Origin of the sequence: Methylobacterium sp. EM32 (genome assembly GCF_040593685.1) — a bacterium.
Lineage (GTDB): Bacteria > Pseudomonadota > Alphaproteobacteria > Rhizobiales > Beijerinckiaceae > Methylobacterium.
Genome location: NZ_JBEXZS010000179.1, coordinates 40282 through 59974, shown reverse-complemented (window position 1 = coordinate 59974; position 19693 = coordinate 40282). Strand labels below are relative to the sequence as shown.

Here is a 19693-nt window from a genome sequence, read left to right as displayed (position 1 = left end):
CCGGATCGGGTGATGGGGGCGGTACGCGCTGCTATCGTCGATCGGTTGGCGCGCGAGAATATCTGCGCGTCGCGCGAGAGGGAAGACGACGGGATGGCGTACTGGCTCTACAAGTCCGAGCCCTCGGTCTGGTCGTGGGACGACCAGGTCGCCGCCGGCGCGGCGGGGACGTTCTGGAACGGGGTGCGCAATCACGTCGCCCGCAAGAACCTCGAAGCGATGCGGCTTGGTGAGCAGGGCTTCTTCTACCACTCGAACGAGGGCAAGGCGGTGGTCGGCATCGTCGAGGTGATCCGCACCTATTACCCCGACCATACCGACGAGACCGGCCGCTTCGGCATGGTCGACCTGAAGGCGGTCGCAGGCTTGCCCAACCCCGTCAGCCTGGAGGCGATCAAGGCCGAGCCGGTTCTGCGCGAGATGGTGCTCGTCACCAACTCGCGCCTGTCGGTGCAGCCGGTCAGCGAGGCGGAGTGGGCGCTGGTGCGCCGCATGGGGGGCCTCTGATCGATGAGGGCGCTGGCGTGAGGCGCGTCCTCGCCGGGTTCGGGCTCGTCCTCGCACTGCTGGCGCAACCGGCGGGCGCCCAGCAGAAGCCCAGAACTCCGGACCCCAAGGTGCCGGCCAAGCCCGCGGGACCCGAGAAGGTCTTGATGTGCGGAGCCCTGTCGAACCTGCGCATCCTGTTGGCGGAGACGGGGGGCAACCCTGCCGCGATCAAGACCCGGCTGGCGGATCCGAGGGCCGACCATCTCGGCTGCACGCGGGTCGGCCGCGACCGGATCGAGGGCAATGCCGAGCGGGTGGTGATCGGCGGCACCGCTTACGATTGCCTGAAGGTGAAGGAGACGAGCCTGTGCCGCTGGACCCTGTCGGGGGTGCCGGCGGAGGCGCCGTGAGGCAGCGTCCGCCGGCAGGCCGTCAGATGCTCCAGTACGGCGTGGCGTTGAAGTACTGGTGGACGTGCTCTTCCCACTTCCGGTCGTAGGAGGGATCGTTGCCCTCCGCGGAGGCCGGCGGCGCTGCGCGGAGCTGGTCCTCGGTGAGGTCGAGCACGTAGGCGTCGAGCTCCGGCGCGAAGCGCAGGGTCGACCACGGCACAGTGTGGTAGCCCTCGCCGATGCCGAGGAAGCCGCCGAAGCTCATCACGGCGTAGACCACCTTGCCGGTGGCCTTCTCGATCATCAGGCGCTCGATGCGGCCGATGCTGTCGCCGTTCGGGCGGCGCACGGCGGTGCCCTCGACGCGGTCGCTGGCGATCAGCGCGTTGGTCTCGCTGGTCGTGGTGCTGCCCATGTCGGAGCGATCGCCGACGGTCGGTGCGACGGTGGTCATCGGAACTCTCCTGATCTTGAATCTTCTTCCCCGGCAACGCTGCCGCCGCGGAGCCTGTTCCGGAACCGGGTCATCCGGCGGAACGCTGCGGCGAATGGCGGAGCAGCGGGGCAGTTCCCCCCGGGCGATCGGGGCGCTAGCCTGCGACCCATGCCCCTGCGTCCTACCCTTCCGCGCTCCATGCCGATTCGCCGCGCCGCCGTCCTGGCGGCCCTCCTCGCGCTCGCCGCGCCCGCCCTCGCGCAGGATCGCGGCACCCTCACCCCGAAGCCGCTGCCGCCGCTCGCCAACCCGGACGATCCGTCGACGCCGGCCAAGGCCCTGTTCGGCCGCGCGACGACGCCGGCCGCCCTGCCGCCGCAGGCGATCGGCGGCTACGCGCGCGGCTGCGTGGCCGGCGCCCAGGCCCTGCCGGTCGACGGCGCGACCTGGCAGGTGATGCGCCTGTCGCGCAACCGGAACTGGGGCCATCCGCGGCTCGTCACCTTCCTGGAAAGAGTCGCCACCGAGGCACCGCGCAAGGCGGGCTGGCCGGGCCTCCTCGTCGGCGACATGTCCCAGCCCCGGGGCGGGCCGATGCTGACCGGCCACGCCTCGCACCAGCTCGGCCTCGACGCCGACATCTGGCTGACCCCGATGCCGGACCGGCGACTGACCCGGGCCGAGCGCGAGGAGATGTCGGCCACCAACGTGGTGCGGCCGGACCGGCGCGACATCGACCCGGCCGTGTGGCTGCCCGAGCACCTGCGGCTGATCAAGATGGTGTCGCGCGAGCCGGAGGTGGCGCGGATCTTCGTCAACCCGGCGATCAAGCGGGCGCTCTGCCGCGAGGCGGGATCGGACCGGAGCTGGCTCACCAAGGTGCGGCCGATCTACGGCCACAACTACCACTTCCACATCCGGCTCGACTGCCCGGCGGGCGAGGCGGCCTGCCACGACCAGGATCCGCCGCCCTCCGGCGACGGCTGCGGATCCGAACTCGATTACTGGTTCACGGATGCGGTGCTGAACCCGAAGCCCCGCCCACCCGGCAAGCCGCGTCCGCCGATGACGCTCGCGGGCCTGCCAGATGCCTGCCGCACGGTGCTGAAGGCGCGGTAACAGCCAACCGGGACCGGCCCACGCACCGGTCCCGGTTCGCGCGCTTACTCCGCTGCGACGCCGACCCCGATCGGGCAGGACACGCCGGTGCCGCCGAGGCCGCAATAGCCGCCCGGGTTCTTCGCCAGATACTGCTGGTGGTACTCCTCGGCAAAGTAGAACGGGCCGCCGTCGCGGATCTCCGTGGTGATCGGGCCGTAGCCGCGGGCCTTCAGGGCGGCGGCATAAGCCTCGCGCGAGGCCTCGGCCTCGGCCCGGCGGGCCTCGTCGGGCAGGTAGATGCCCGAGCGGTACTGCGTGCCGACGTCGTTGCCCTGGCGCAGGCCCTGGGTCGGGTCGTGGCTCTCCCAGAAGGTCTTGAGCAGGGCGGAAAACGGGATCACGCGCGGATCGTAGGCGACGAGCACGACCTCGTTGTGGCCGGTCAGCCCCGAGCAGACCTCCTCGTAGGTCGGGTTCGGCGTGGTGCCGGCGGCGTAGCCCACGGCGGTGACGAAGACGCCGTCACCCAATTGCCAGAACTTGCGCTCCGCGCCCCAGAAGCAGCCGAGGCCGAACACGGCGGTCTCGATGCCGTCCGGATAGGGGCCCTTGAGGGGATGGCCGTTGACGAAGTGCCGCTCCGCCGTCGGCAGGGGGGTGGGCCGCCCCGGCAGGATCTGGTCGGGGCTCGGCATCTCGGCGCGCTTGCGGAAGAACAGCATCGGGTCGCTCCGGTACGGATACGGAGCCTCGCGGCTCCGGAGGCGAGACGCCTCTGAACACGACCTGATGTGGGGTGGGGCGCCCCTGTTCTGAAGGGCGTCGCGTCAGCGCAGGAATCTGCGAAGGAGTGTCAGCGAAGGACCTGCGCCTGCGCGACCGGCGCGTCCGTGGCGGCGACGCGGGCCGGCGCGTCGGGCCCGAAGGCGGTGCTGGGATCGAAGAAGACGCCGCGGGCGGTGATCAGCCCGGCCGCCAGGGCCCAGAACAGCACGGCACCGACGATCCGCCGGGTCCGGACCGGACGGCGGCGCGCCGTCGTGCACGCGGTCTCCTGCGCGGAACGCAGGTCCAGGCGCTCGCCGAACGGATCGAAGATGGCAGGACGCATGGTCGATTCCGGGATGACGCACGGCTCCGCGGAGCGAAGCTTCAGGACCGTAGATAGGTCCGGCGCAGGCCTCGCAGCAATAGACGCGGTTTTCTATTTTTAGCTGCGACAGAGAAGATGTTTGCTGCGAGAAAGCTCATGGAGAGAAGTTTTGTCTTTGTTCCCCGGCGCACCGACGACCCGGTGCTGCGTCGTGACGCAGGCGGGCCGGATCGCCTCTGCGGACCGTCCCAGCGGATCGTGTCCGGACGCCGCCGGGGCGGACTTCCGCGCGCCGCCGACACCGGCCGCCCCACCACCGGCCGCCCGACCTCGGAACCGCACAGGTCCGCGACGTGCCCCCCGTGACTCACCGATGCCCGGTTGATCGCCCGGGATCGTCTGGCCTACAATCCCATGACTTTGCGGCATGTCAGCCTATTTGCGCCCGTCCGCAACAGCTGAAATTGGGAAAATTTACCTTGGAAAGCGGAATTCGGACGTGCGGCGCACGGGCGGATCGCGGCTTGCGGCGGCAGCTCCGTCCGGGCACGCGAACCGGTACAAGCCGGATCGAGACGCGGACCGGCGCCCGATGAACCTGTACGCGCTGGACCTTCGCGCCAACCCACGGTCGGCGGACCTGTCCTCGAACGACTTCATGCGCCTGATCGAGGCATTCGGCCTGACCGGCGCCTGGCGCTGGGACTTCGTCACCGGCCGGCAGGTCTGGTCGGCGGGGCTCTACCGGCTGCTCGGGCTCTCGGAGCGCGAGCCGGCGAGCTACGAGCGCCTGCTCGGCCTCGTCCACCCGGCCGATCGCGACGTGCTCGAGGACGCCGCCCAGATCGTCCAGGCCGGGATCCTCGGCAGCCACACGGTCCGGCTGATCCGGCCGGACGGGACGGCGCGCACGGTGGTGAGCCGCGGCGAGGTCTTCTTCAGCCCGGAAGGGCACCCGATCGCGGCGACCGGCGTGCTCCTCGACGTGACCGACCGCGAGCGCCTGGCCGAGCTGCACCGCCTGGAGCAGCAGCGCAGGGCCAGCCTGGCGCGGGAGGCGCAGGTCTTCATCCACACCGAGCCGAGCCTGCCGCTGACCGAGTACGGGGCCGATTTCCTGGCCCTCGTCGGCCTGCGCCGCGAGGAGGTGCGGGCGGACTGGCTCAGCCCGATCGTGCCGGAGGAGCGGCCGCGCTGGCGCGGCGAGGTCCCCCGCCTCGCCGCCCTGGGCCAGCCGTTCAGCATCGCGCCGACCCTGCGGCTCGCCGAGGGCGGGGCGGCGCGGTTCCGCATGACGCTGGTGCCCCTGCGCGACGGGACCCTCGATCCGGTCTGCTGGACCGCCGTGATCACGCCGCTCGCGGCCGAAGCCGACCGGGATTTCGCGCCGCACCAGGCCGAGCCGGCGATCCCCGTCGAGCGGGCGATCGAGGGCTGCCACCTGCGGGCGGCCCGCGGCCTCCTCGACTGGACGTTGAACGACCTCGCGCGGGAGAGCGGCCTGTCGCTCTCCACCGTGCGGCGCCTGGAGGAGGAATCCGACGGCCCGTCCTCGCGCTCCCGCCCGCACGTGCTGGCGGCCCTGCGCCGGGCCGGCATCGTCTTCACCCTGGTCGAGGGCACGGTGGCGGTGGCGCTGGCGGAGTGAGCGCTCATCCCACCCGGAACACCGAGAGCGCCACGTGGTCCGGCGCCCGGGCCCCGGTGGCGAGGAACAGGCTGGTCTGCATCCAGGCAAGGGACGGGGCTGCGGTCTCGAACCGGGGCGCGGTGCGGAAGTAGATCAGGCCCGGATCGACGGGCTCTCCGCGGCGCAGACGCTCCAGCGCCTCGGGCGGTCCGAAGCGCAGGCCCGTATTCTCGACGTAGATCCGGGCGCCGTCCCCGGCCTCGATCACGTAGCGGGCGTGGAGCTGGGTGAGCCCGTCCGCCGCGATGGTCTGGTAATCGGCCCCGCCGGGCAGGACCCGGCCGGACAGGGCCGGCCCCGACACGGTGCCGCCGGTGATGGCGATGACGCGCCGGGCCCCCGCGCTCGTCGCGCCGACCTCGTAGGGGATCGCGACCGCGATGCGGGCGTCGAAGACGTGCTCCAGGGTGGGGACGGGGAGCATCACGGCCTCTCCACTCTCAGCGTCTCCACCCTCACCTGCCCCTCACCAGCGGGCAGTCGCTCTCTCCGATCGGCCGGAAGGCGTCGTCGCCCGAGAGCGTCGCGACCCGCTCCATCACGTCCCACTCGCCCTTCGACTCCTCCGGGCGCTTGACCCGGAACAGCGAGACGTCGCGGATCACCCGCCCGTCCGGCCGCAGGCGGCCGCCCTTCGTCATCACGTCGTCGATCGGGATCTCGCGCATCTTCGCCATCACGGGCTCGGCCGCGTCGGTGCCGGCGGCCCTGACGGCCTTCAGGTAGTGCGTCACCGCCGAATAGACGCCGGCCTGGTAGCTGTTCGGCATCGCCCGCTGGCGCTCGTAGAACCGCTTGGCGAAGGCGCGGGCGGCGTCGTCCTGGTCCCAGTAGAACGCTTCCGCGAGGTAGAGGCCGCCCGCGACCTTGAGGCCCAAGGCATGGACGTCGACCGCCGTCATGTAGAAGCCGGCGAGCTTCTGCTTGCCGCCGAGCACCCCGAACTCGGAGGCCTGCTTGACCGCGTTGATTGCGTCGCCGCCGACGTTGAACAGCGCGATCACCCCGGCACCCGAGGCTTGCGCCTGGAGGATCTGCGACGACAGGTCGGGCGAGAGCAGGGGGTGGAAGACCTGGCCCACCACCTTGCCGCCGCCACCCGCCACCACCGGCGTCACGTCGGCGACGAAGGATTTGCCGAGCGTGATGTCGGCGACGACATAGAACCAGGTCTTCTCGCCCGCTTCGACCAGGGGCTTCGCGATGGCGCGGGAGAGGGCGTAGGTGTCGATGACCCAGAGCGCGCCGTTGGGCGAGCATTGCGCCCCGGTGATCACCGTCGAGCCCGATCCGGTGATCAGCGCCAGCCGGCCCTTCTCCTTCGCCAGCGCCTGGACGCCCAGCGCCACCGCCGAATTGCCGAGGTCGGTGATCATGTCGACCCCCTCGACGTCGTACCAGCGCCGGGCAAGCGTGCTCGCTACGTCCGGCTTGCTCTGGTGGTCGGCGGCGACGATCTCGATCGGCTTGCCGAGAACCGTGGCGCCGAAATCCTCGACCGCGAGACGCGCCGCGGTGACGCTGCCGGTGCCGTAATTGTCCGACATCGCCGTCGACATGTCGGCGAGCACGCCGATCTTGACGCGGTCGCCGGAGACGGCGCCCTCCGCCCCGGCGACGGCCGGCGCGAAAGCGATCAGGCCCGCGAGGAGGGCGGAGCGGAGGGCGCGCATCCTATCCTCCCTCAGACGGCCTTGAGGCCGAGGATCTCCCGGGCCTCGGCCGGGCTCGCGACCTCGTGGTTGAGCTCCTTGATGATCCGCACGGTACGGGCGACGAGCTGCTCGTTGGTCGCGAGCTGGCCGCGGGAGTAATAATTGTTGTCCTCGAGCCCGACCCGGACGTGGCCGCCGAGCAGGATGGCCTGGGTGGTGGCCGGCAGCTGCGCCGGGCCGATGCCGGAGACGCAGAAGATCGATTGCGGCGGCAGCATCCGGATCATCGCCGCCAGGATGTCGTGCGAGTAGGGCATCGCGCCCTGAAAGCCCTTATCGGCGCCGAGCACCATGTTGATGTAGTAGGGCGGCTTGTCGTAGCCCTTCTCGATCAGCCGGGTCACGTCCTGCAGGATGTGCTGGGGGCCGAACACCTCCCATTCCGGCTTGATGCCGCGCTCCTGCATGCGCTTGGCCAGCGTCTCGCAGCGGCTCGGCGTGGTGACCACCAGGATCTCGCGGCCGCCATGCACGTCCGCGAAGGTCATGCCGTCAAAGGTCGCCATCTCGGCCCCGGCCTCGCAGCCCTTCAGCCGCTCCTCGAAGCTCGATTCGAACAGCCCGTCGGGGCGCGGCACCAGCATGTCGCCGCTCGATCCTCCGCCGGTCGAGTTGTTGAGGATGATGTCGCAGCGCTCGCGGATGCGGCGGTTGATGTCGCGGTAGATCTCGTCGTTGCAGGTCGCCTCGTCGTCGGGCCGGCGGGCGTGGAGCGCCGCGATCGCCGCGCCCTCCTTCCACGACTTGTGCACCGAGTCGGCGATCTCCTGCGGCTGGGTCGGCAGGTTGTGGTTCTGCGCCTTCGAGGCCATGCCGCCCGTCGGCGCCACCGTCACGATCACCTTGGCCATGTTGTCCTCCCTTGGTTGACTTGGATGGTTACGGCAGCTCCGGCGCGTCGCGCTTCTGCCGCACGAGGTCGACGAGCAGCCGGTCGCGCTCGGCCACCATCGCGTCTTGGTCGCGCCCGTCGAGGGCCTGTTCCAGGCCGCGCACAAGGGTGGCCTTGAGTTCGGGCGTCAGGCGCGGGTCGCCGAGATCGGCCCACATCGCCTCCATCAGCGGCCCGAGATGGTCGAGGGTGTGGGCGAGCCCGCCGGGGCCGCCGGAGAGGTGGTTGAGCAGGCACGGCCCCATCAGCGCCCAGCGCAGGCCCGGCCCGTGGGCGATCGCCGCGTCGATGTCGGCGACCGTGGCGGCGCCGGTGCCGACGAGGTGGAACGCCTCGCGCCAGAGCGCCGCCTGGAGCCGGTTGGCGACGTGGCCGGTGAGCTCGCGCCGCAGGCGGATCGGCCGCTTGCCGATGCGCGCGTAGAAGCCCATCGCGGCCGCGACGGCGCCCTCGTCGGTCTGGGCTCCCCCCAGAACTTCGACCAGCGGCACGAGGTGGGGCGGGTTGAAGGGATGGCCGAGCACGACCCGGCCGGGGAAGCGGCAGGAATCCTGGATCACGCTCGGGGTGAGGCCGGAGGAACTCGTCGCCAGCACCACGTCGGGGGCGGCTGCGGCGTCGAGGCGGCGGTAGGTCTCGCGCTTGATCTCCAGGCGCTCGGGCCCGTTCTCCTGCACGAAATCGGCGTCGGCCACCGCCGCTTCCGGCTCAGCCACGAAGGTCAGGCGCTCGGGCGAGGCGCCGGGCTGAAGGCCGATGCGTTCGAGCACCGGCCAGTGCCGGGCGACCGTCTCGCGCAGGCGGGCTTCCGCGCCGGGGCCTGGGTCGGTGGCGGTCACGTCGAGGCCGGCGCCTAGGAACTGCGACACCCACGACGCCCCGATGACGCCGGTGCCGATCACCGCCACCCGTCCGATGGCCGTGCGGTACCCCAAGCCTGGGTCTCTTGCCGGTCCGCTCGCGTCATCCATCGCGGCGCCCTCCCTGATCGGGTCGGTTGTCAGGGCTTGTCGCCCGATTGACCCGTTGAGATAGTTATATCACATTACAAATCAGGTTTGGCAATCCGGCGCGAACAGGCCGGAGCGAGAATCGGAGGAGCGCCCCTATGGCGGAGGACCTTTCGGGCCTCGGCACCGAGTCCCTGGTGGTCACCAGACGGGACGCGGTGGCGATCGTCACCCTGAACCGCCCGCACAAGCGCAACGCCCTCGACGACGGCATGGTGCTGGGGCTGGAGCGCATCGCCCGGAACCTGCCCGACGACGTGCGGGCGCTGGTGATCGCGGCGGAGGGCCCGCATTTCTGCGCCGGGCTCGACCTGGCGGAACTGACCGAGCGCGACGCGCCGGCCGGGATGCTGCATTCGCGCATGTGGCACCGGGCCTTCCACGAGATCGAGTTCGGCCGGGTGCCGGTGGTGGCGGCGCTGAAGGGCGCGGTGATCGGCGGCGGGCTGGAACTCGCGCTCTCGGCGCATCTGCGGGTGGCCGAGGCCTCGGCCTTCTTCGCCCTGCCGGAGGGCCAGCGCGGCATCTTCGTCGGCGGCGGCGCCTCGGTGCGGCTACCCCGCCTGATCGGCGTCTCGCGGATGCGCGACATGATGCTGACCGGCCGCGTCCACGATGCCGAGAGCGGCGAGCGGCTGGGCCTGTCGCACTACGTCGTGCCGGCGGGCGAGGGGCTGGAGCGGGCGATCCAGCTCGCCGCCCGGGCGGCCGAGAACGCGCCGCTCACCAACTACGCCCTGATCCACGCCCTGCCGCGCATCGCCGAGGCCGACCCGGCGACCGGCTACCTCACCGAAGCGCTGATGACCGCGGTCGCCCAGAGCGACGCCGAGGCCAAGCGCCGGCTGGCGGAGTTCCTGGAGGGGCGGGCGAAGAAGGTGAGGGAGTAGGCGGAGGCCGAGACCTGCCGTCTGATCCTTCGTTTCAAACCCCGCTGCTGACACCCCCGCATCATTCCGGGGCCGCGAAAGCGGAGCCCGGAATCCAGAACCTCAGGATGTTCAGGACAGAGCGGGACGCGCCCGCCTCATTCGGCACCATCCGCGGTTCTGGGCGTGCCTTCGGCACCCCGGGCTCTCGCCTGCGGCGAGCCCCGGGATGACCCTGAGAAGCGGAAACGGAACGAGTAACCAGTAAAGCGCGGTCCCCCTCTCCCGTGTGGGAGAGGGGTTAGGGGTGAGGGTGCTACGGTTCAGAATAAATCTCGACCGTTAAGCTACCAGCACAACGCTCTCAGCTTTACACAGAAGCGTGTCACCCTCACCCCTATCCCTCTCCCACACGGGAGAGGGGATCCCGCGCCTTTTTTTACTTCGCCGCGCCAAGGCAAAGCGCTTCGAATCATTACTGCATCCCCAAAAAACCCGGCACCAAGACCGGCCCCAACCACCCCCGGAGGAAACCATGCCCCGCCACGCCATCCGCCGGCTCGCCCCGGCCCTCGCCGCCCTCCTGTCCCTCCTCGCCCCCGCCACAGCCGCCGAGCGGGCGGTGAAGATCGGCGTCCTCAACGACATGTCGGGCCCCTATGCCGACTACCAGGGCCAGGGCTCGGTCATCGCCGCCCAGCTCGCCATCGAGGACTTTGCCAAGCAGGCCGGGCGGCCGGTCGAGCTGGTCTCGGCCGACCACCAGAACAAGACCGATATCGGCGCCTCGATCGCCCGGCGCTGGTTCGACCAGGACGGCGTCGACCTGATCCTCGACGTGCCGAACTCCGCCGTGGCACTGGCGGTGGCGAACCTGGCGCGGGAGAAGAACAAGGTGTTCATCGGCTCGGGCGCCGGCACCGCCGAGCTCACCGGCAAGCAATGCTCGCCCAACACCGTGCACTGGACCTACGACACCTGGTCGCTCGGCCACGCGCTGGCGAAGGCCCTGGTGCAGCAGGGCGGCAAGTCCTGGTACTTCCTCACCGCCGACTACACCTTCGGCAAGGATCTCGAAGGCTCGGCCGCCGACGAGGTGAAGGCCATGCGCGGCAGCGTGAAGGGGTCGTCGCGCCATCCCCTCGGCACCGCCGACTTCTCGTCCTTCCTGCTCCAGGCGCAAGGATCGGGTGCCGACGTGATCGGGCTGGCGAATGCCGGCGACGACACCTCGAACGCCCTGAAGCAGGCGGCGGAGTTCGGCATCGCCCCGGGCCAGCGCCTCGCCGGGCTGATCCTCAACATCACCAACATGCCGGCGCTCGGCCTCAAGGCGACGCAGGGCGTCTACATCGTCACGCCGTACTACTGGGACCTCAACGACGGCACCCGCGCCTTCGCGGCGCGATACAGCGCGCGCCACCCGCGCCACGCCATGCCGAACGACATGCAGGCCGGCATCTACTCGGCGGTGGAGCACTACCTGAAGGCGCTCACCACCGTGAAGGACGCCGGCGACGGCCGAACCGTCGTGGCGGCCATGAAGGCGATGCCGACCGACGATCCGATCTTCGGCAAGGGCCGCATCCGCGAGGACGGCCGCAAGCTGCACCCGATGTACCTGCTCGAGACCAAGACCCCGGCCGAGAGCAAGGGCGGCTGGGACTATTTCAAGCCGGTGCGCACCGTGCCGGCGGACGAAGCCTGGCGCCCGCTCTCCGAGGGCGGCTGCCCGCTGGTGAAGGGGTGACGTCGATGACCACCCATCGTTTCGTCGAGCGGGACGACGGCAGCCTCGTCGTCACCGCGACGGCTCCCCTGCCGCCCTACCCCGAGCGCCTGACCGCGCACCTCACCCGCCACGCCGCCGAGGCGCCGGACCGGCCGTTCCTGGTGCGCCGGGGGCAGGACGGGGCGTTCGAGCCCCTGACCTACGGGGCGGCGCTGCGCAGCGTCGAGCGCATCGCCGCTTCGCTCCTCACCCGGAACCTCTCGGCCGAGCGGCCGGTGATGATCCTGTCCGGCAACGGCTTCGAGCACGCGCTCCTGTCCCTCGCCGCCCTCCACGTCGGCATCGCGGTGGCGCCGGTCTCGCCGGCCTATTCGACGGTGTCGCAGGACCATGCCCGCCTGCGGGCGATCGTCGAGCTCCTCACCCCCGGCCTCGTCTTCGCGGCCGAGGGCGCGGTTTACGCGCCCGCCATCGCGGCAGCCGTGCCGGCGGGCACCGAGGTGGTGATCGCCGACGGCGCCGAGATCGGCCGGCCGGTCACCCGCTTCGACGAGTTGATGCAGGGCGAGGACGCGGCAGCCGTCGCGGCCGCCCACGAGGCGGTCGAACCGGGCACGGTGGCAAAGCTCCTGTTCACCTCCGGCTCGACCGGCGTGCCGAAGGCGGTGGTGAACACCCACCGGATGCTCGCCTCCAACCAGGCGATGCTGCAGGCGCGCTTTCCAAAGCTCACCGCCGCGCCGCCGGTGATGGTCGATTGGCTGCCCTGGCACCACACCTTCGGGGGCAACCACAACTTCAACCTGGTGCTGGCGAATGGCGGCACCCTCACCATCGACGAGGGCCGCCCGACCCCCGGCGGCATCCGCGAGACCGTGCGCGTGTTGCGTGAGGTGGCCCCCACCCTCTACCTCACGGTGCCGAAGGGCTTCGAGGCGCTGGTGCCGCACCTGCGCGACGACGAGGACTTGCGAAAAAACTTCTTCAGCCGGCTCCAAGTCACCTTCTTCGCCGCGGCCGGACTGCCGCAGCCGGTCTGGGACGCGATCGACGACCTCGCGCGGGCGACGATCGGCCGGACGGTGCCGATGGTGACGGGGCTCGGGGCCACCGAGACCGCTCCGATGGCCCTCGTCACCGACGACCGTCCGGCCAAGGCCGGCCAGGTCGGCCTGCCGGCGCCGGGGGTGGAATTGAAGGTCGCGCCGGTCGGCACCAAGCGCGAAGCGCGGGTGCGAGGCCCGAACGTGACGCCCGGCTACTGGCGCAGGCCGGACCTGACGGCCTCCAGCTTCGACGAGGAGGGCTTCTACCGCCTCGGCGATGCTCTGGTGCCGGTCGATCCCGAGGATCCCCACCGCGGCTTCGCCTTCGACGGCCGCCTCAACGAGGATTTCAAGCTCACCACCGGGGTCTGGGTCAGCGTCGGCCCGTTGCGGGCCGCCTTCCTCGACGCGTTCCAGCCGCTGGTGCGCGATGTCGCCATCGCAGGCGAGGCGCGCGACGAGGTCGCGGCCCTGGTCTTCCCCGATCTCGCCGCCTGCCGGGGGTTAAGCGGGGAGGGGGGCGACGACGAGGCGGTCCTCGCCCACCCGGCGGTGCGGCAGGATTTCGCCCGGCGCCTCGCCGCCTTCGCGCAGAAGTCCACCGGCTCGTCGAACCGCGTCGCCCGGCTCCTGCTGATGGCCGAGCCCCCGGCCCTCGATCGCGACGAGGTGACCGATAAGGGGTCGATCAACCAGCGCGGCGTGCTGCGCAACCGCGCCGGGGCGGTCGAACGCCTCTACGCCGTGCCCCACGCCGCCGCCATCATCACTCCGGAGACCGCATGACCGCGCCCGAGACCATCGACCATGAGGGTTTCACCCACACCCGCACCCTGACGGTGGAATGGGGCCATTGCGACCCCGCCGGCATCGTGTTCAACCCGCGCTTCTTCGACTTCTTCGACTGGTCGACCGCGCTGTTGTGCGAGGCCGCGACCGGGCTGCCGAAGGCCGGGATGCTCGCCCGCTACGACCTCCTCGGCATCCCGCTGGTCGAGACCGGCGCGCAGTTCCTGAAACCCTCGCGCTACGGCGACCGGGTCGAGATCGTCTCGACGGTGGTGGCGGTCGGCCGCTCCAGCTTCGCCGTGCGCCACCGCCTGCTCAACGCCGGCGCCCTTGCGGTCGAGGGCCGCGAGCGCCGGGTCTGGGCCGGCCGCCACCCCGACGATCCTGCCCGGATGAAGGCGGCGCCGATTCCGGAGGATCTGGTGCGGCGGCTCCGGGGGGAGTGAGGTTCAATCCGCCTCGTCCACCCCCTCGTCGCCCGTCACGTCCCGCGCGCCCTGCTCCAGCCGGCGCAGCAGGCCGAGCAGCGCGGCGCGCTCCTCCGGGCCCAGGAAGGCGGCGATGCGCTCCTCGTGGGCGGATTCGCGGCGGTGCAGCTCGGCCATCAGGGCCTCGCCGTCGGGAGTGAGGAACAGGGATTGCGAGCGGCGGTCGGTCGGGTCGGGCTCGCGGCGCACGAGAGAGCGCGCCTCCAGCTCGTCGAGGAGCGGGCCGATATTGGCCCGCTTGATGCCGATCGCCGCGCCGACCTGGCTCGGCCGCAGGCCAGGGCTGCCCTCGATGACGGTGAGCACGCCGAGCTGGCTCTGGCGCACGTCGAGATCGGCGAACAACGCGACGAAGCTGCGGGAGACGGCGACCTGCGCCCGCCGCAGGGTGTAGCCGATCAGGCCTTCGAGGCGGGCAAGGCCCGGGGAATCATCGCTCGGCAACGCTGGACGGGCCCCTCTCTCAGGCCGTGAACACGTCCCGCCACCTGCCCGCGATCGGGCCCGGGCGCAAGCGGGGAAGGCCGCGCCCGAGCCCTGCCCTCACGCCGTCCGGGCCTCCCGATCCCACGCCGCCTCGGCTTCCAAGGACCGCCTGTCCCGCTTGCAGGTCGCGAGGGCAGCGTCGCGACCGTCCTCGCGGTAGGTGACGGCGAAGTCGCCCTTGTCCACCTCGCCCTCGATGCGGACGTCCTCCGCCGATCCGGCATGGCCGACATAGCGCAGGCTGGTGCCGTAATGGCCGCTCCAGAAGAACGGCGTCTCGGTGAACGCCGCCGCCTCGCCCGAGGTGCCTCCTGCCAGGAGGGCGCGGGCGACGTGCTGGCCCTGGCGCTGGGCGTGGACCCAGTGCTCGACCCGCAGGCGCTGCCCGCTGCGCGGATCGGGGTACGACGCCACGTCGCCGATGGCGTAGATCCCCGGCGCGGATGCCGCGAGATACGCGTCGACCGCGATGCCGCCGCCCTCGTCCTTGGCCGCGAGCGCCAGGCCGGCGGCCTCGGCGAGGTCGGTGCGGGGCGCGACGCCGGTGCCGAGCACCACGAGATCTGCCTCGATCCGGCTGCCGTCGTCGAGGGTGAGGGCCTGGCCGTCGAAGCCCGCGACCTCGCGGCCGAGGCGGAAGGTCACGCCCTTCTCCTCGTGCAGGCCCTGGACGAAGCGGCCGACCGCCTCGCCGAGGACACTCACCAGCGGCACGGCGTCCGGCGCCACCACCGTGACGGTCTTCTCGCGGGCCACCATCGCGGCAGCGACCTCGAGGCCGATGAAGCTGGCGCCCACCACCGCGATCCGGCGGGCGCCCGACGCCGCCGCGATCAGCGCGTCGGCGTCGGAAAGGCTCCGCAGGGTGTGGACATTCGGGCGCTCGAAACCCGGCAGGTCCGGCCGACGCGGCGCTGCGCCCGTCGCGATCACCAGGGCGTCGTAAGCCAGCCGCTCGCCGCCCGCGGTCACGACCTCCTCGGCGCCGAGATCGAGCGAGACCACCCGGTCGCGCAGAAGACGGGGCCCGTCGCCGGAATAGAAGCTCTCGGGGGCGAGCAGCGTCTTCCCGCGCTCCGCCTTGCCGGAGAGATACTGCTTCGAGCAGAAGGTGCGGTCGTAGGGCGGATCGGGATCGTCGCTCACCAGGGTGACGGCGGCGCCGTGGCCGGCCCGGGTGAGCCACTCGGCGCAGGCATGCCCGCCGGCCCCGCCGCCGACGATCACGACCCTGCCGGGCGCCTTCGTCGCGGGCCTGGATGCGGCCTCGCGCCGGCCGGTCACGGTGATGCGGCCGTCGCGCTCCTCGGCGCGGTAGCACGGCAGCGGATCGAAGGCCGGGGCGCCGACCGCCTCGCCGGTCTCCAGGCTGAAGCGGGCATGGTGCCAGGGGCAGCGGATCTCGCCCTCCACCACGATCCCCTTGCCCATCGGCGCGCCGAGATGGGTGCAGCGGGCGCCGATCGCCCGCACCTGTCCATCGCGGCGCAGGAGCAGCACCTTGTCCTCGCCGAGGGTCCCCTCGATCATCGCCCCCTCGGGCAGGTCGCCCGCCGGGATCCCGCGGGCGAAATCCGGCTTCTCGTCCGAATTCTTGTCGGTCATGACCTGCCTCTTCGTCAGTCGTCGCTTCGTCGGCAGGCAACGCGCGGGTGCCGTAACGGTGCCTCAGCCGATCCCGTCGACGTGCAGCAGGAGACGCTGCGGGCCGCGCAAGGACGCGCCGGGCCGGTAGGGCGGCGGGTCCTCGACGAGGCGGGGATGGCTCAGCCGGGCGGCGAGTGCGGTCAGGGCGGCCTCGGCCTCGATCCGGGCGAGCGGCGCGCCGATGCAGTAATGCAGGGCGCCGCCGAAGCCGAGATGCTGGTTGTCCTCCCGGTCGGGATCGAACCGGTCGGGATCGGGGAAGCGCGCCGGGTCGCGGTTGCCGGCGGCGAACAGCAGCACCAGGGGCGCGCCTTCGGGGATCACCGTGCCGGCGACCGGGATCGGCGCCAGGGCGAGCCGGGTGCGGAACTGCACCGGCGGCTCGTAGCGCAGCACCTCCTCGATCACCCGGGGCGCCCGCCCCGGCTCGGCGCGCAGCCGCGCGAGCTCGGCCGGATGGCGCAGCAGCGTCAGCATGCCGTTGGCGATCAGGTTCACGGTGGTCTCGTGCCCGGCGATCAGCAGCAGGATCGCGGTGGCGACGAGGTCGGGGTCGCTCATCCGGCCCGCCTCGGGATCCTTCGCGGTGGCGAGCCCCGAGAGCAGGTCGTCCGCGGGGGCCCGGCGCTTCTCGCGGATCAGGTCGCGCATGTAGTCCGCGATCGCGTCGAAGGTCTCGGTGTTGCGGGCGCGCAGGGCCGCGTCGTGGCGGCTCTCGGGCTCGAGCGCCGTGGCGAGCTGCGTCGCCCAGGCGTGGAAGCGCGGCTCGTCCCGCGGCGGCACGCCGAGCAGGTCGCAGATCACCGTGACGGGGAGCGGATAGGCGAGGTCGTCGACGAGGTCGAACTCGCGGCGCCCGGTGCACCGGTCGAGGCACTGCGCCACGAGGCTCTCCGTCCGCCGCTTCATGCCGCGCACCCGCGCTACCGTGAACTGCCCCATCACCTGGCGGCGCAGGGCGCCGTGGTCGGGCGGGTCGCGGAAGATGAAGGGGCGGTGGCGGTCGGTGATCCAGTCCTTCAGCGGGTTGACGATCCAGTCCTTGACCGGGTTGCCGGTCGGCGGATGCTCGGCCGGCGGCAGGTCCTCCGAGCTGACCCGCGGGTCGTGCAGGAGCGCGCGGATCGCCGCGTATCCGCTCGCCACGATGGTGCCGTCGTCCTGGCGCGCCACCGGCCGCGCGCGCAGGCGGGCATAGAGCGGGTAGGGGTCGGCACGGTTCGCCGGATCGCGGATCGTCGCGAACAGGGTGCCGTCGGGTCCGTCGGTCATGCGGGGCCTCGCGTCAGGCGGCCGTCGGCGCCGGCAGGCCGGGCGGCACCGGGTCCGGCCTCGGCTGGTCGGCGCCGCCGGTGATCGGCGGAAAGGGCGCGCCGTCGCGGATCGGGCCCTCGTAGGCCGGCAGCCAGCGCCCGGCATTGACCGAGACCGCCGCGACCGTCCGCCCCGCCCGGCCGTAGACGGCGAGGAACCGGCCCGCGCGCGGGCTGCCCTGCACGATCGCCACCGCGTCGGCCCCCTCGGTGAGGCCGAGCGACTTGATGTTGAGGCCGAACTGGCTCGACCAGAAGGCCGGCACCTCGGCGTAGGCGCCGATGGAATCCGGACCGTCCAGCATCGCCCTGGCGGCGTGCGCGGCCTGGGCGACCGCGTTGCCCCAATGCTCCAGGGCGACCGGGCGGCCGCCGTAGAGCGGATGGGGACAGCGCGCCACGTCGCCGGCGGCGAAGATCTCCGGCACGGGCCGGCCGTCCGCCTCGAGGGCGCGGCAGGCGCCGTCGCAGGACAGGCCGCCCTCGTCGGCGTCGAGGCCGGCGCCGGCGAGCCAGTCGGTGTTGCGCACGGCGCCGAGCGCCACCACGACGAGACCGGCCTCGATCGTCCCGCCGTCGGAGAGCCGGGCGCGCCGCACCGCGCGGTCGCCCTCCAGATGCGCGACCTCGACGCCCAGCCGGAGATCGACGCCCGCCGCCTCCATCCGCCCGGCAATGAAGCCGCCGACGACGCGGCCGAGCGCCTGGGCGAGGGGCGCCGGCGCCGGATCGACCACCGTGACCGGCCGCCCGAGGGAGCGGAGGCTGGACGCGACCTCGCAGCCGATGAAGCCGGCCCCGAGGATCAGCACCGGCCCCGGCCGCGCCTCAAGGTCAGCGGCGAGCGCCGCCGCATCGTCCCGGCCGCGCAAGGTGTGGACCCCCGCGAGCCGCGCCTCCCCGGGCGCCGGCCAGGGCCGGGCGCGGGCGCCGGTGGCGACCAGCAGCCGGTCGTAGGCGACGCGCCCGCCATCCGCCAGGAGGAGCGCCCGGCCGGCCCGGTCGAGGCCGGCGACCGGCGTGCCGAGGCGCCACTCGGCCCGCAGGGCGCCGACGCCCGGCAAGGTGGTGGCGCCTGGCGGGATCTCGCCGGTGAGGATGTGCTTCGACAGGGGAGGGCGGTCGTAGGGGAGGTGCGGCTCGTCGCCGACGAGAATCAGGCGGCCGGAAAATCCGTTCGCCCGCAGGGCTTCCGCCCCACGCAGGGCCGCCAGCGAGGCGCCGGCGATCGCGATCGTGCCGTCCCTCACGCCGGGCGCTCCGCCGGCGCATCCTCGTGCTCGACCCGGATGGCGCGGACCGGGCAGGCCTGCACCGCCCGGTCGAGGGCCGCGCGGTCCGCGGCGGGCGGCGCCGGGTCGTAGACCAGGATCTCGTCGCCCCGCAGCACGAAGCGCTCCGGCGCCGCGTAGCAGCACTGGGCATAGGCCTGGCAGCGGTTCAAATCGACGACGACGCGCATCCGGGATTTCCCCCGCCCGGCCTGCCGGACACCAGGCGGAAGAACCCCGGCGGCACCGCCCGGTTCCGGCCGCAACGCCGCCCGCCAGGCAGCACGGAGGTCGACACGGCATGCGCTTGTTACGTCAACCCGTGGATTCGTCCGAGTTTGCGGTTTTTATCAACAGATAATCCTTGCATTTTCGGTCGCTGCGAACTTAAGGATAGGACACCCAATTCCAGTGATTCTCAGAGCGTGCCGGGATGGATGAGACCGCTAACACTCACGAACAGATTGTCACGCTGACAGCTGACATCATCTCTGCCTATGTCAGCAGCAATCATCTGCAGAGCGCAGAGTTGCCGAAGCTGATCTCCGACGTCTACGGCGCGCTGAACGAGATGGCACGGGGGACCAAAGCCCTCCCCGAGCCGGTTCATCCCAAGGCGACCCCGGGTGAGATCCGCCGCTCAATCACCCACGACTACCTGATCAGCTTCGAAGACGGCAAGTCGTACAAGACCCTGCGCCGCCATCTGACCTTGCGGGGTCTGACGCCCGAAGCCTACCGCCAGAAGTGGGGCCTGCCCCACGACTACCCGATGACCTCGGCGAGCTATTCGGAGCAGCGCTCCGAGCTGGCCCGCTCGCTCGGCCTCGGCCAGCAGCGGCGGCGCACGGTGCGGAACGAGGAGGGCAACGACGCGGTCGAGGCGGCCGAGCCGTCTGCCCCGGAGCCGGCGGACGAGGCGCAAGAGGCCACGAACGAGACCAAGCCCCGCCGCGGTCGCCGCGGCGCTTGAGGCGCCGCGACAGATCCCGCGCGCCAGGACGGATGCGCGGGAACATGCTCTGACGAGATTGGTGGGGACCTCCTCTCCCGCTTGCGAGAGGATCTGTGGCGACCGGCGATCACAGGTGACGATGGCGACGGGTCGGGCTCGGATCCGGTGCCGGTTGGGCTGACCCGCTCGACAGTATCGACACCCTCAGCGTCATTCCGGGCGCCGCCTTCGCGGCTCCGGAATGACGTTGGGGATATGGACGTCGATCAAGCACAATCA

Annotated in this window: 21 protein-coding genes; 9 read left to right on the top strand and 12 right to left on the bottom strand. The window is 71.8% G+C overall.

Annotation, left to right across the window (positions count from 1 at the left end):
- The first annotated feature begins 93 nt into the window (after nt 1-93).
- Together ABZT49_RS24190 and ABZT49_RS24185 are read left to right on the top strand one after the other, a co-directional pair.
- Complete coding sequence (locus tag ABZT49_RS24190) at nt 94-507, top strand: EVE domain-containing protein (RefSeq protein ID WP_355289720.1); 414 nt, start codon at nt 94-96, stop codon at nt 505-507.
- 17 nt (nt 508-524) lie between these two features.
- The gene (locus tag ABZT49_RS24185; RefSeq protein WP_355289716.1) at nt 525-899 is read left to right on the top strand and encodes a hypothetical protein; all 375 of its coding nucleotides are present in this window, start codon (nt 525-527) and stop codon (nt 897-899) included.
- Between the two features lie 22 nt (nt 900-921).
- Here the strand turns inward: ABZT49_RS24185 and ABZT49_RS24180 are convergent, their stop codons facing one another.
- On the bottom strand, nt 922-1296 hold the full coding sequence (locus ABZT49_RS24180; RefSeq protein ID WP_355289754.1) for a PRC-barrel domain-containing protein: 375 nt from the start codon (nt 1294-1296) through the stop codon (nt 922-924).
- 219 nt (nt 1297-1515) lie between these two features.
- On the opposite strand from ABZT49_RS24180, the gene mepA reads away from it, so the two are divergent.
- Nucleotides 1516-2436: a penicillin-insensitive murein endopeptidase gene (gene mepA, locus ABZT49_RS24175; RefSeq protein WP_407943559.1), complete on the top strand. Its 921-nt coding sequence runs from the start codon at nt 1516-1518 to the stop codon at nt 2434-2436.
- Between the two features lie 44 nt (nt 2437-2480).
- On the opposite strand, the gene msrA is transcribed toward mepA, so the two are convergent.
- Together msrA and ABZT49_RS24165 are read right to left on the bottom strand one after the other, a co-directional pair.
- Nucleotides 2481-3140, bottom strand: a complete 660-nt coding sequence (gene msrA / locus ABZT49_RS24170) for a peptide-methionine (S)-S-oxide reductase MsrA (RefSeq protein ID WP_355289712.1) — start codon at nt 3138-3140, stop codon at nt 2481-2483.
- A gap of 131 nt (nt 3141-3271) precedes the next feature.
- The gene (locus ABZT49_RS24165; RefSeq protein ID WP_355289710.1) at nt 3272-3529 is read right to left on the bottom strand and encodes a hypothetical protein; all 258 of its coding nucleotides are present in this window, start codon (nt 3527-3529) and stop codon (nt 3272-3274) included.
- A 574-nt stretch (nt 3530-4103) separates the two neighbouring features.
- Here ABZT49_RS24165 and ABZT49_RS24160 point away from each other — a divergent pair.
- A complete protein-coding gene (locus tag ABZT49_RS24160) occupies nt 4104-5159 on the top strand; it encodes a PAS domain-containing protein (protein ID WP_355289708.1) in 1056 nt (351 codons plus the stop codon).
- A gap of 4 nt (nt 5160-5163) precedes the next feature.
- Here ABZT49_RS24160 and ABZT49_RS24155 read toward each other — a convergent pair whose 3' ends face one another.
- The 4 genes from ABZT49_RS24155 to ABZT49_RS24140 are packed head-to-tail and all read right to left on the bottom strand — an operon-like array spanning nt 5164 to nt 8743.
- Nucleotides 5164-5625, bottom strand: a complete 462-nt coding sequence (locus ABZT49_RS24155) for a DUF3237 domain-containing protein (protein WP_355289706.1) — start codon at nt 5623-5625, stop codon at nt 5164-5166.
- Nucleotides 5626-5656: 31 nt separating this feature from the next.
- A complete protein-coding gene (locus tag ABZT49_RS24150) occupies nt 5657-6874 on the bottom strand; it encodes an ABC transporter substrate-binding protein (RefSeq protein ID WP_355289704.1) in 1218 nt (405 codons plus the stop codon).
- Between the two features lie 11 nt (nt 6875-6885).
- On the bottom strand, nt 6886-7767 hold the full coding sequence (locus ABZT49_RS24145) for a 3-keto-5-aminohexanoate cleavage protein (RefSeq protein ID WP_355289702.1): 882 nt from the start codon (nt 7765-7767) through the stop codon (nt 6886-6888).
- Between the two features lie 28 nt (nt 7768-7795).
- Nucleotides 7796-8743 carry a 3-hydroxyacyl-CoA dehydrogenase NAD-binding domain-containing protein gene (locus tag ABZT49_RS24140; RefSeq protein WP_355289701.1) on the bottom strand — a complete coding sequence of 316 codons (948 nt, stop codon included), beginning with the start codon at nt 8741-8743 and terminating at the stop codon, nt 7796-7798.
- 173 nt (nt 8744-8916) lie between these two features.
- Here ABZT49_RS24140 and ABZT49_RS24135 point away from each other — a divergent pair, with 173 nt between their 5' ends.
- The 4 genes from ABZT49_RS24135 (at nt 8917) to ABZT49_RS24120 (ending at nt 13700) form a co-directional block, all read left to right on the top strand.
- On the top strand, nt 8917-9708 hold the full coding sequence (locus tag ABZT49_RS24135) for a crotonase/enoyl-CoA hydratase family protein (RefSeq protein ID WP_355289699.1): 792 nt from the start codon (nt 8917-8919) through the stop codon (nt 9706-9708).
- A gap of 514 nt (nt 9709-10222) precedes the next feature.
- Nucleotides 10223-11437 carry an ABC transporter substrate-binding protein gene (locus ABZT49_RS24130; protein ID WP_355289697.1) on the top strand — a complete coding sequence of 405 codons (1215 nt, stop codon included), beginning with the start codon at nt 10223-10225 and terminating at the stop codon, nt 11435-11437.
- Between the two features lie 5 nt (nt 11438-11442).
- On the top strand, nt 11443-13251 hold the full coding sequence (locus ABZT49_RS24125; RefSeq protein WP_355289695.1) for a feruloyl-CoA synthase: 1809 nt from the start codon (nt 11443-11445) through the stop codon (nt 13249-13251).
- On the top strand, nt 13248-13700 hold the full coding sequence (locus tag ABZT49_RS24120; protein ID WP_355289693.1) for a thioesterase family protein: 453 nt from the start codon (nt 13248-13250) through the stop codon (nt 13698-13700). Before ABZT49_RS24125 ends, ABZT49_RS24120 begins: the two co-directional genes overlap by 4 nt.
- A 3-nt stretch (nt 13701-13703) precedes the next feature.
- Here ABZT49_RS24120 and ABZT49_RS24115 read toward each other — a convergent pair whose 3' ends face one another.
- From ABZT49_RS24115 to ABZT49_RS24095, 5 genes are all read right to left on the bottom strand, one after another.
- Nucleotides 13704-14186 carry a MarR family transcriptional regulator gene (locus ABZT49_RS24115; protein WP_355289691.1) on the bottom strand — a complete coding sequence of 161 codons (483 nt, stop codon included), beginning with the start codon at nt 14184-14186 and terminating at the stop codon, nt 13704-13706.
- 99 nt (nt 14187-14285) lie between these two features.
- Nucleotides 14286-15833, bottom strand: coding sequence for an FAD-dependent oxidoreductase (locus tag ABZT49_RS24110; protein WP_355289689.1), 1548 nt, complete (start codon nt 15831-15833; stop codon nt 14286-14288).
- Nucleotides 15834-15896: 63 nt separating this feature from the next.
- Nucleotides 15897-17147, bottom strand: coding sequence for a cytochrome P450 (locus tag ABZT49_RS24105; protein WP_355289687.1), 1251 nt, complete (start codon nt 17145-17147; stop codon nt 15897-15899).
- Between the two features lie 13 nt (nt 17148-17160).
- Nucleotides 17161-18438 (bottom strand): FAD-dependent oxidoreductase, encoded by a 1278-nt coding sequence (locus ABZT49_RS24100; RefSeq protein WP_355289685.1) that lies wholly within the window; start codon nt 18436-18438, stop codon nt 17161-17163.
- Nucleotides 18435-18650: a ferredoxin gene (locus ABZT49_RS24095; RefSeq protein ID WP_355289683.1), complete on the bottom strand. Its 216-nt coding sequence runs from the start codon at nt 18648-18650 to the stop codon at nt 18435-18437. The genes ABZT49_RS24100 and ABZT49_RS24095 overlap by 4 nt, the downstream gene beginning before the upstream one ends.
- A 242-nt stretch (nt 18651-18892) precedes the next feature.
- Here ABZT49_RS24095 and ABZT49_RS24090 point away from each other — a divergent pair, with 242 nt between their 5' ends.
- Complete coding sequence (locus ABZT49_RS24090) at nt 18893-19432, top strand: MucR family transcriptional regulator (RefSeq protein WP_355289682.1); 540 nt, start codon at nt 18893-18895, stop codon at nt 19430-19432.
- The last annotated feature ends 261 nt before the right edge of the window (nt 19433-19693 follow it).

Coding starts and splice junctions, on each gene's coding strand:
- ABZT49_RS24190 (WP_355289720.1), top strand. CDS start 94: ATGGCGTACTGGCTCTACAAGTCCGAGCCCTCGGTCTGGTCGTGGGAC.
- ABZT49_RS24180 (WP_355289754.1), bottom strand. CDS start 1,296: ATGGGCAGCACCACGACCAGCGAGACCAACGCGCTGATCGCCAGCGAC.
- mepA (WP_407943559.1), top strand. CDS start 1,516: ATGCCGATTCGCCGCGCCGCCGTCCTGGCGGCCCTCCTCGCGCTCGCC.
- msrA (WP_355289712.1), bottom strand. CDS start 3,140: ATGCTGTTCTTCCGCAAGCGCGCCGAGATGCCGAGCCCCGACCAGATC.
- ABZT49_RS24165 (WP_355289710.1), bottom strand. CDS start 3,529: ATGCGTCCTGCCATCTTCGATCCGTTCGGCGAGCGCCTGGACCTGCGT.
- ABZT49_RS24160 (WP_355289708.1), top strand. CDS start 4,104: ATGAACCTGTACGCGCTGGACCTTCGCGCCAACCCACGGTCGGCGGAC.
- ABZT49_RS24155 (WP_355289706.1), bottom strand. CDS start 5,625: ATGCTCCCCGTCCCCACCCTGGAGCACGTCTTCGACGCCCGCATCGCG.
- ABZT49_RS24150 (WP_355289704.1), bottom strand. CDS start 6,874: ATGCGCGCCCTCCGCTCCGCCCTCCTCGCGGGCCTGATCGCTTTCGCG.
- ABZT49_RS24145 (WP_355289702.1), bottom strand. CDS start 7,767: ATGGCCAAGGTGATCGTGACGGTGGCGCCGACGGGCGGCATGGCCTCG.
- ABZT49_RS24135 (WP_355289699.1), top strand. CDS start 8,917: ATGGCGGAGGACCTTTCGGGCCTCGGCACCGAGTCCCTGGTGGTCACC.
- ABZT49_RS24130 (WP_355289697.1), top strand. CDS start 10,223: ATGCCCCGCCACGCCATCCGCCGGCTCGCCCCGGCCCTCGCCGCCCTC.
- ABZT49_RS24125 (WP_355289695.1), top strand. CDS start 11,443: ATGACCACCCATCGTTTCGTCGAGCGGGACGACGGCAGCCTCGTCGTC.
- ABZT49_RS24120 (WP_355289693.1), top strand. CDS start 13,248: ATGACCGCGCCCGAGACCATCGACCATGAGGGTTTCACCCACACCCGC.
- ABZT49_RS24110 (WP_355289689.1), bottom strand. CDS start 15,833: ATGACCGACAAGAATTCGGACGAGAAGCCGGATTTCGCCCGCGGGATC.
- ABZT49_RS24105 (WP_355289687.1), bottom strand. CDS start 17,147: ATGACCGACGGACCCGACGGCACCCTGTTCGCGACGATCCGCGATCCG.
- ABZT49_RS24095 (WP_355289683.1), bottom strand. CDS start 18,650: ATGCGCGTCGTCGTCGATTTGAACCGCTGCCAGGCCTATGCCCAGTGC.
- ABZT49_RS24090 (WP_355289682.1), top strand. CDS start 18,893: ATGGATGAGACCGCTAACACTCACGAACAGATTGTCACGCTGACAGCT.